This is a genomic window from Streptomyces synnematoformans (assembly GCF_039531005.1).
Classification (GTDB): Bacteria; Actinomycetota; Actinomycetes; order Streptomycetales; family Streptomycetaceae; genus Streptomyces; species Streptomyces synnematoformans.
This window is the reverse complement of sequence record NZ_BAAAPF010000261.1, coordinates 1,329-10,050: the sequence shown is the minus strand read 5'-3', so window position 1 is coordinate 10,050 and position 8,722 is coordinate 1,329. Positions and strand designations below refer to the sequence as shown.

Annotated in this window: 8 protein-coding genes; 1 reads left to right on the top strand and 7 read right to left on the bottom strand. The window is 74.6% G+C overall.

The features are described 5' to 3' along the window. From rnc to recG, 7 genes are all read right to left on the bottom strand, one after another. On the bottom strand, positions 1-829 hold an 829-nt coding region (gene rnc / locus ABD317_RS28065; protein WP_344293224.1), incomplete at its 3' end, for a ribonuclease III. A gap of 18 nt (positions 830-847) precedes the next feature. Further along, positions 848-1,021 (bottom strand): 50S ribosomal protein L32, encoded by a 174-nt coding sequence (gene rpmF, locus ABD317_RS28060; RefSeq protein ID WP_018844671.1) that lies wholly within the window; start codon positions 1,019-1,021, stop codon positions 848-850. A 2-nt stretch (positions 1,022-1,023) separates the two neighbouring features. Then, on the bottom strand, positions 1,024-1,641 hold the full coding sequence (locus tag ABD317_RS28055) for a YceD family protein (protein WP_344293218.1): 618 nt from the start codon (positions 1,639-1,641) through the stop codon (positions 1,024-1,026). A gap of 169 nt (positions 1,642-1,810) precedes the next feature. Beyond that, positions 1,811-2,968 (bottom strand): F0F1 ATP synthase subunit B, encoded by a 1,158-nt coding sequence (locus ABD317_RS28050; protein WP_344293216.1) that lies wholly within the window; start codon positions 2,966-2,968, stop codon positions 1,811-1,813. A 24-nt stretch (positions 2,969-2,992) separates the two neighbouring features. Continuing rightward, a complete protein-coding gene (coaD, locus tag ABD317_RS28045) occupies positions 2,993-3,472 on the bottom strand; it encodes a pantetheine-phosphate adenylyltransferase (protein WP_344293214.1) in 480 nt (159 codons plus the stop codon). Positions 3,473-3,582: 110 nt separating this feature from the next. Then, positions 3,583-4,158, bottom strand: coding sequence for a 16S rRNA (guanine(966)-N(2))-methyltransferase RsmD (rsmD, locus tag ABD317_RS28040; RefSeq protein ID WP_344293212.1), 576 nt, complete (start codon positions 4,156-4,158; stop codon positions 3,583-3,585). 80 nt (positions 4,159-4,238) lie between these two features. Continuing rightward, entirely contained in the window at positions 4,239-6,527 is a 2,289-nt protein-coding gene (gene recG, locus ABD317_RS28035; RefSeq protein ID WP_344293210.1) for an ATP-dependent DNA helicase RecG, read from the bottom strand. 162 nt (positions 6,528-6,689) lie between these two features. Between recG and ABD317_RS28030 the strand changes: the two genes are divergently transcribed. Further along, on the top strand, positions 6,690-8,594 hold the full coding sequence (locus tag ABD317_RS28030) for an HSP90 family protein (protein WP_344293208.1): 1,905 nt from the start codon (positions 6,690-6,692) through the stop codon (positions 8,592-8,594). Positions 8,595-8,722 lie beyond the last annotated feature (128 nt).

Here is an 8,722-nt window from a genome sequence, read left to right as displayed (position 1 = left end):
CCTGCGGCTCCGGCTCCTCCTCGGCCGGCTCCGCGGGCTCGGTCCCCGGCGCCGCGGAGCCGTTGCTCCCCGCGCCCTTGCCGGCGTCGCCGTCCGCCCCCGCCGCGCTGATCGCGCGCCAGGCGGTGTCCGCCGCCTGCTGCTCCGCTTCCTTCTTGCTGCGGCCGGTGCCGGTGCCGTACGTGACACCACCGACGCGGGCGGCAGCCGTGAAGGTCTTCTCGTGGTCCGGGCCGGTCTCGCTGACCAGGTACTCCGGCACGCCCAGCCCTCTGGCGGCCGTCAGCTCCTGCAGCGACGTCTTCCAGTCCAGTCCCGCCCCGAGGTTCGAGGACTTCTCGATCAGCGGGTCGAACAGCCGGTGCACCAGCTCCGACGCCGCGTCGAGTCCCTTGTCCAGGTAGACCGCGCCGATGACGGCCTCCAGCGTGTCCGCGAGGATCGACGCCTTGTCCCTGCCGCCCGTGCCCTCCTCGCCCCGGCCGAGCCGGATGAACGCGCCGAGGTCGAGCCCGCGGCTCACCTCGGCGAGCGCACGCGAATTGACCACCGCGGCCCGGAGCTTGGCCAGCTGGCCCTCGGGCAGATCGGGGTGGCCCCGGAACAGCGTGTCGGTGACCACCAGGCCGAGCACCGAGTCCCCGAGGAACTCCAGCCGCTCGTTGGTGGGCAGACCGCCGTTCTCGTACGCGAACGAGCGGTGGGTCAGGGCGCGTACCAGAAGGGCGGGCTCGAGTTCGTACCCGAGCCGCCCTTCCAGGACCTGGGGGGACGAGGCCGTATCCGGATGTCCAGCCGGCGCCTTCCGCGGCGTAGTGGCATCTGACATGAGCCTTCTCCCCGTCGCTCAGACCTCGAGGACCTGGCGGCGGTTGTACGTGCCGCAGTTCGGGCAGGCGATGTGCTGCTGCTTGGGCTCGTGGCAGCGCTCGCACGCCACCAGGTGCGGGACCGCAGCCTTCCACTGCGACCGGCGGTGGCGCGTGTTGCTGCGCGACATCTTCCGCTTCGGAACGGCCACGGCTACTTCTCCTGCTTCTCGCCGGCGCCGTCGTCAGCGCCGCTCGTGTCGTCCTTCTCGCCGTCCGGGACGGTCTCGGCGAGTCCCTGCAACGCCGCCCACCGGGGGTCGACGACGTCGTGGCGGTGGTCCGGGTCGTCCGCGAGCCGCGCCCCGCAGTCGGGGCACAGGCCCGGGCAGTCCTCCCGGCACACCGGCTGCAGCGGCAGTGCGAGCACCACCGCGTCGCGCAGCTCCGGTTCGAGGTCGAACATGTCGTCCTCAAGGTAGAGCGTCTCCTCCTCCGCGTCCGCCTCCTCGGCGTCCGCGCCGGACCCGCCGCCGCGGGCCACGCGGCCCCTGGCGTCGGTCTCCGGGTAGGAGTACATCTCCTGGAAGTCCACTCGAATCTCCTGTTCGAGCGGCTCCAGACACCTTACGCACTCACCCGTCGCCCGTGCCCGGGCGGTGCCCGTGACGAGCACGCCCTCCATCACCGACTCGAGCCGCAGCTCGATCTCGACGGGGTCGTCCTCCGGCACGCCCACGACCTCGTTGCCGAGGTCCTTGGGCGCCGGCACGGTGCGGGTCAGCCGCTTGAGCGTACCGGGACGACGGCCCAGGTCCCGTGTGTCGAACACGAGCGGGGCGCGGTGGTCCGGATGGGCTTTCAGGGCTTTCCTGCTTTCGTGCACCCTGCGCGTGACGGGCAGGGACGGGCGCGGTGCGATACGGCGAGGATCCAGAATACGCCAGACCGCGCCCAGGGCCCAATCCGGGCGCCCGGTCCGCGGGCGCCCCGCCGGCGGCTCAGCGGCCGCGGTCGTCGTACTGCCGCAGCTGCTCCATGTCGATCATGCCGGTGTCGAAGAGGCTCGTCTCGTCCAGCGCGGCCGGCGCCGGGGGGTAGCCGCCGTGCTGCGGCACGTGCGCCTCGCCCTGGCCGTACGGGGCCTGCTGGGCGGCGTCGGCGTACGGGCCGGGCCCGGGCTGCTCCGGCTGGCCGGCCTGCTGCGGCCAGCCGTAGCCGGGGTCGGGCTGCTCGTAGCCCTGCTGGTACCCCTGCTGGTAGCCCTGGCCGTAGTCCTGCGGGTAGTCCGGCTGCTCCGGCTGCGGGTAGCCGGCGGGGGCGTACCCCTGCGCGGCGGTGCCGTCGTAGTACGCCGCGGCGGCGGGCTGCGGGACGGCCTGCGGCGGGGCCTGGGCAGGTGGCGGCGCCGGCGCCGGGTCGTCGGCCAGCTCGGCCAGCTCGGCCAGGTAGCTCTCGTCGGAGCCCGGGCGCCCCTGGCCGGCCTGGCCGAAGGTCTCGCCGAGCTGGTCCGTGGGCCGGGCGCCCTGCAGCTTCTGCCGGCCGCGGCCGACCGCCTCCAGGGTCTTGGCCAGCACCGACTGGAACGCCTGGAACTGCGCGTCGACGTAGGTGTCGGCGCGCCTGCGCTGCTCCTCCGGGTCGGCGCTGCGCTCCGGCGCCGCGTCGGGGCCCTCGCCGGCCGCGTCGAAGCCCTGCGGGTCGTCGTACCCCGGGGCGCGGCCCAGCAGCTTGTCCCGGCCGCGGTCGACCGAGCCGATGGTCTTGGTGAGGACGACCTCGAAGTTGGCGAGCTTGCTGTCGACGTAGTCGTCGGCCTCGACGCTGATCTGCTCGGCCTCCTGGCGGGCCGCGCCGAGGATCCGGTCGGCCTCGGCCTGGGCGCGCCGGGCCACCTCGGTGTCCGAGATCAGTGCGCTGCGCTGCCGCTGCGCCTCGTCGAGGATCTGCTCGGCCTCCCGGCGCGCCTCCTCGACCACCTGCTCGCGCCCGCCGAGCAGCTGCTGCGCCTGGGCCAGCGACCCGGGCAGGGCCTCGCGCACCTCGTTCAGCATGCCGAGCAGCTCGGCACGGTTGACCACGCACGACGCCGACATGGGCATGGACCGCGCGCCCTGCAGGGCCTCCGCGATCTCGTCGAGCTTCCTCTGCACGTCCATGGTTGAAGACTCTACGGCGCCCGGCTAGGAGTTGGTGAGGCGTTCGCCAAGTGCCCGGTCGACCACCGGCGGCACGAGGTGGGACACGTCGCCGCCCCAGGTGGCGACCTCCTTGACCAGGCTGGAGGAGAGGAAGCTGTAGGTCGGGTTGGTGGGGACGAAGAGGGTCTCCACGCCCGAGAGGCCGTTGTTCATCTGGGCCATCTGCAGCTCGTAGTCGAAGTCGCTGACGGCGCGCAGCCCCTTGACGATGGCGGGGATGTCGCGCTCCTTGCAGTAGTCGACGAGCAGCCCGTGGAAGCTCTCGACCTCCACGTTGCCGTACTCCGTCGTGCATTCGCGGATCAGGTCCATCCGCTCCTCGACGGTGAACAGCCCCTTCTTCGACTTGTTGATCATCACGGCGACGTGCACGACGTCGTAGAGCTTCGAGGCTCTGGCGATGATGTCGAGATGTCCGTTGGTGACGGGGTCGAAGGACCCCGGACAGACGGCGCGGCGCACGGGAGGTTCCTCGCTCTCGGATCCGGTCGTGAGGGTCATGAGGGTCTCGGCAGACGGGGGCGGGGCGGGAGTCGGGAACGGAACGGGAACGGGGTCGGTGGGGCGGGCGGTCAGGGCCCGGGGGCGGCGGCGCGACCGTACCAGAGCGTGCCCTCGCCGTAGCGCCTGGCCCGCAGCCCCTCGAACCCGCCGGGCCAGGGGAATCCGCCGCCCCGGGTGCTGCGCTCCACGGTGACGAGCGCGCCCGGCGACAGCCAGTCGTGGGTACGGAGTGTGACGAGGATCTCGCCGACCGCGGCGTCGGCGACCTCGTACGGCGGGTCGAGGAAGGCCACGTCGTACGGGTCCGGGGGCGGCGGCCCGGCGACGACCTGCTCCGCGCGGGCGGCGCGCACCTCGGCGCCGGGCAGGCCGAGGGCGCGGGCGTTCCGCCGGATGACGCGGGCGGCGCGGGCGTCGGCCTCGACGAGCAGCGCGTGCCCGGCGCCACGGGACAGCGCCTCCAGGCCGACGGCGCCGGAGCCGCCGTACAGGTCGAGGACGCGCAGGCCGTCGAGCGGGCCGAGCAGGGCCTGCCAGGTGGAGAAGAGGCCCTCGCGGGCGCGGTCGGACGTGGGCCGGGTGCCGGTGCCGGGTGGCACCGCGAGGCGCCGCCCGCCGGCGGTTCCGGCGATCACGCGGGTCATGGCTGCTGGGTGTCCTTGTCCTCACGGGCGCGGTCCGTCCCACGATATGCCCCGGGGTGACGGCCGCGGTGCCGCCGGCCTCAGCCCTTGTCGAGGAACTGCTCCCGCTCGTCGTCCAGCAGGCTCGCCAGCGCCCCGCGCAGCTCCGGGTACGCCGTCAGCTCCGGGTCCGCCGCCACGAGCGCCGCCGCCGCGTCGCGGGCCTCGGCGATGACGTCCTCGTCGTCGATGACCGCGAGCATCTTCAGGCTGGAGCGGGCCCCGGACTGCGCCTGCCCGAGCACGTCGCCCTCGCGGCGCTGCTCCAGGTCGATACGGGAGAGCCGGAAGCCGTCCTGCGTGGCGGCCACCGCGTCCAGCCGGGTGCGGGCCGGGGTGCCCTCCGGCATCTCGGTGACCAGCAGGCACAGCCCCGCGGCCGAGCCGCGGCCGACCCGGCCACGCAGTTGGTGGAGCTGGGAGACGCCGAAGCGGTCGGCGTCCATGATGACCATGACGGTGGCGTTCGGGACGTTGACGCCGACCTCGATGACGGTGGTGGCGACCAGCACGTCCACCTCGCCGGCGGCGAAGCGGCGCATCACGTCGTCCTTGGCGTCCGGCTGCATCCGGCCGTGCAGCACCTCGACCCGGAGCCCCGCCAGCGGCGCCCCGGGGCCGGCGGAGAGCTGCGCGGCGACGTCCAGCACCGCCAGCGGCGGGCGCTTCTCCGCCTCGTCCTCCGGCGACGGCGCCGGCTTCGCGCCCTTCCCGCCGGGCGCCTTGCCGGCCCCCGCGGCGCCCCTGCCCTCCGGCTCCTCCGCGGAGTCGCCGATGCGGGGGCAGACGACGTACGCCTGGTGGCCGCCCTCGACCTCCTCGCGCACCCGCTCCCAGGCGCGGGAGAGGAAGTGCGGCTTGTCGGCGGCCGGCACGACGTGGCTGGCGATCGGCGAGCGGCCGGCCGGGAGCTGGTCGAGCACGGAGGTCTCCAGGTCGCCGAAGACCGTCATCGCGACCGTGCGCGGGATGGGCGTGGCGGTCATGACCAGCAGGTGCGGCGTGCGCTTGGCGTCGCCGCGGTTGCCCTTCGCGCGCAGCGCGTCCCGCTGCTCGACGCCGAAGCGGTGCTGCTCGTCGACGACGACCAGGCCCAGGTCGTGGAACTGCACCTGGTCCTCGATGAGCGCGTGCGTCCCGACGACGATCCCGGCCTCGCCGACGGCCAGGTCGAGCAGCGCGCCGCGGCGCGCCGCCGCGCTCGTGGAGCCGGTGAGCAGCACGACCTTCGTCCCGTGTTCGGCGCCGCCGAGGAGGCCGGCCTCGGCCAGGTCGCCCATCATCTCGGTGATCGACCGGTGGTGCTGCTGCGCCAGCACCTCGGTCGGCGCGAGCAGCGCCGCCTGCCCGCCCGCGGCCACGACGGCGAGCATCGCGCGCAGCGCCACGAGCGTCTTGCCGGAGCCCACCTCGCCCTGCAGCAGGCGGTGCATGGGGTGGTCGGTGGCCAGGTCGGCGAAGATGTCGGCGGAGACGGCCCGCTGCCCCTCGGTGAGGGTGAACGGCAGCCGGGCGTCGAAGTCCGCGAGCAGCCCCTCGGCGGGCGCGACCCGCGGCACGGCGGGCAGCTGGCCGTCCGCGTGCCGGCGCCGGGCCAGGGCGACCTGGAGGACGAACGCCTCGTCCCACTTCAGCCGCTCGCGCGCCGCCCACAGGTCGGCCTTGGTACGCGGCCGGTGGACCTTGACGAGGGCCTCCCGCAGCGGGACGAGCCCGCGCTCCGCGCGCAGCGCGGCGGGCAGCGGGTCGGCGACGCCCTCCCAGCCCGTGGCCTCCAGGCCGTCGAGCACGGTGTCGACGGCCTGCTGGAGCTGCCAGGAGGCGAGCTGGCGGCAGGCCGGGTACAGCGGCAGGAGCTTGTTCGCCCACTCGTCGGCGGCGGCGTCCTCGCTGCGGGCGGCCCGGCCGTCCCGGTCGTCCCGGCCCGCCAGCGGCTTGTAGTCGGGGTGGGCGAGCTGCCGCTTGCGGTTGAAGACGGTGACCTTGCCGGCGAAGAGGGCGCGGCGGCCGGGCAGCAGCTCCTTCTGCGGGTGGTACGCGCCGCGGCCGAAGAAGACGAGGGTCAGCCGGCCGCTGCCGTCGGTGATGACCACTTCGAGGCGGCGCCCCCGGCCCGTGCCGAGCATGGCGGCCTTCTCCACCTGCGCGACGACCGTGACGTGCTCGTCGACCTCCAGGTCGGCCAGCCGCGTCAGCTCGCCGCGCTCGGCGTACCGCCGCGGGTAGTGGTGCAGCAGGTCGCCGACGGTGTGCAGCCCGAGGTGCTCCGCCATCGCTTTGGCGGTCCGGTCGCCGACGGACGTCTTCAGAGGCTCTTCCAGCACGGACACGCGTCCATTGCACACCATGGGGCCGACAGTGCGCGGGAACCCTGGTAACCGGAGGCCGCCCGGTTCTACGATGGTCCGCCCCGAACTCCCCCTCGCGATCACCGGTGCCGACGGGATCGCCCGACCCGCGCCGCCCGCCCACCCCCCGCCGGCGCTTCCGCGATGACTTCTGAGAACGCTGCGCACGCCTCGTCCCACACCTTTCAGGTCGACCTGCGCGGCCTGGTCGACCTGCTTTCGCACCACCTCTATTCCAGTCCGCGGGTCTATCTGCGCGAGCTGCTGCAGAACGCGGTCGACGCCGTCACCGCGCGGCGCGCGGCCGATCCCGCCGCACCGGACCGGATCCGGCTGTACGCGGCGCCGGACGCGGCCTCCGCGGACCGCCCCGGCGGCCCGGCGGCCGGGCTGCGCGTCGAGGACAGCGGCGTGGGGCTGACGGAGGCCGAGATGCACGAGCTGCTCGCCACCATCGGCCGCAGCTCCAAGCGCGCCGGGGACCTGGAGTCCGCGCGGGCCGGGTTCCTGGGCCGGTTCGGCATCGGGCTGCTGGCGTGCTTCCTGGTCGCCGAGCGGATCCGGGTGGTCAGCAGGTCGGCCCGGGAGCCGGCGGCGCCGCCGGTGGAGTGGACGGCCGCCGACGACGGTTCGTACACGGTACGGACCCTCCCCCCGGCCGCCCGCCCGGAGCCCGGGACCACCGTGTACCTGACGCCGCGGCCCGGCTGCGCCGAGTGGTTCGACCCGGCGCGGGTCACCGAACTCGCCCGCGACTTCGGCTCGCTCCTGCCGTACGACGTGCGCGTCGGCGGGACGCCGGTCACCGACCTGCCCGCCGTCTGGGACCGCCCGTACCCGAGTCCGGCGGCCCGCCGGGTGGCGCTCGCGGGCCACTGCCGGGACGTCTTCGGCTTCACCCCGCTCGACGCCGTCGAGCTGAACGTGCCGCTCGCGGGCGTGCGCGGGGTCGCGTACGTGCTGCCGTCCGCCGTCAGCCCCACGCAGCGCGCCGGGCACCGCGTGCACCTGAAGGGCATGCTGCTCACCGCGCGCGCCGAAGGGCTGCTGCCGGACTGGGCGTTCTTCGTCCGCTGCGTCGTCGACACCGACAGCCTGCGCCCGACCGCCTCGCGGGAGGCGCTGTACGAGGACGAGACGCTCACCGCCGTACGCGAGGCGCTCGGCGGCGCCGTACGCGACTGGCTGACGTCGCTGGCCGCCGCCGACCCGGACCGGCTCGCGCAGTTCCTCGCCGTGCACCACCTGGGCGTGAAGTCGCTCGCGCGGCACGACGAGGAGATGCTGCACCTGATGCTGCCGTGGCTGCCGTTCGAGACCACCGACGGGCAGCTGTCGCTGGCGGAGTTCGCGCAGCGCCACCCGGTGGTGCACTTCACCCGCAGCGTGGAGGAGTTCCGGCAGGTGGCGCCGATCGCGTCGGCGCAGGGCATCGGCGTCGTCAACGGCGGCTACACGTACGACGCGGAGCTGGTCGAGCTGCTGCCCCGGGCCCGGCCCGGGACCGCGGTCGCCGAGCTGGACCCGGACACCGTCACCGCCCATCTGGACGGCGTCGACCCGGCCGAGGAGCTGGCCCTGTCCGGCTTCCTCGGCGTCGCCCGGGCCCGCCTCGACCCGCTCGCGTGCGACGTCGTGCTGCGCGCGTTCCACCCGCTGACCGTGCCGGCCCTCCACCTCGACGACCGCGCCGCCCGGCACGAGCGGGCGCGGGCGGACGAGGAGGAGCAGGCCGACGAGCTGTGGGCGGACATCCTCGGCAGCCTGCGCGGCGGCACGCCGCGCGCCCGGCTCGTACTCAACCACCGCAGCCCGCTGGTGCGCCGGATCAGCGGGCTGGGCGCCCCGGAGCTGGTGGGCAGCGCGGTGGAGGCGCTGTACGGGCAGGCGCTGCTGATGGCGCAGCGCCCGCTGCGGCCGGCCGACTCGGCGCTGCTGAACCGGGCGTTCGCGGGACTGCTGGAGTGGGCGACGCACCCGCCGGGGGCGGCGGAGACGCCCGGCGGGAACGGCGGCGACCGCGGCGCCGGGCGGGAGGACGGCCGATGAGCGAGCGGAGCGAGCGAATCATTCAAAGGTGCGCGCTGTGCTCACAGCCCGCCGAGCGAAGTGAGGCTGGCGCATGAGCGAGCGGAGCGAGCGAATCATTCAAAGGTGCGCGCTGTGCTCACAGCCCG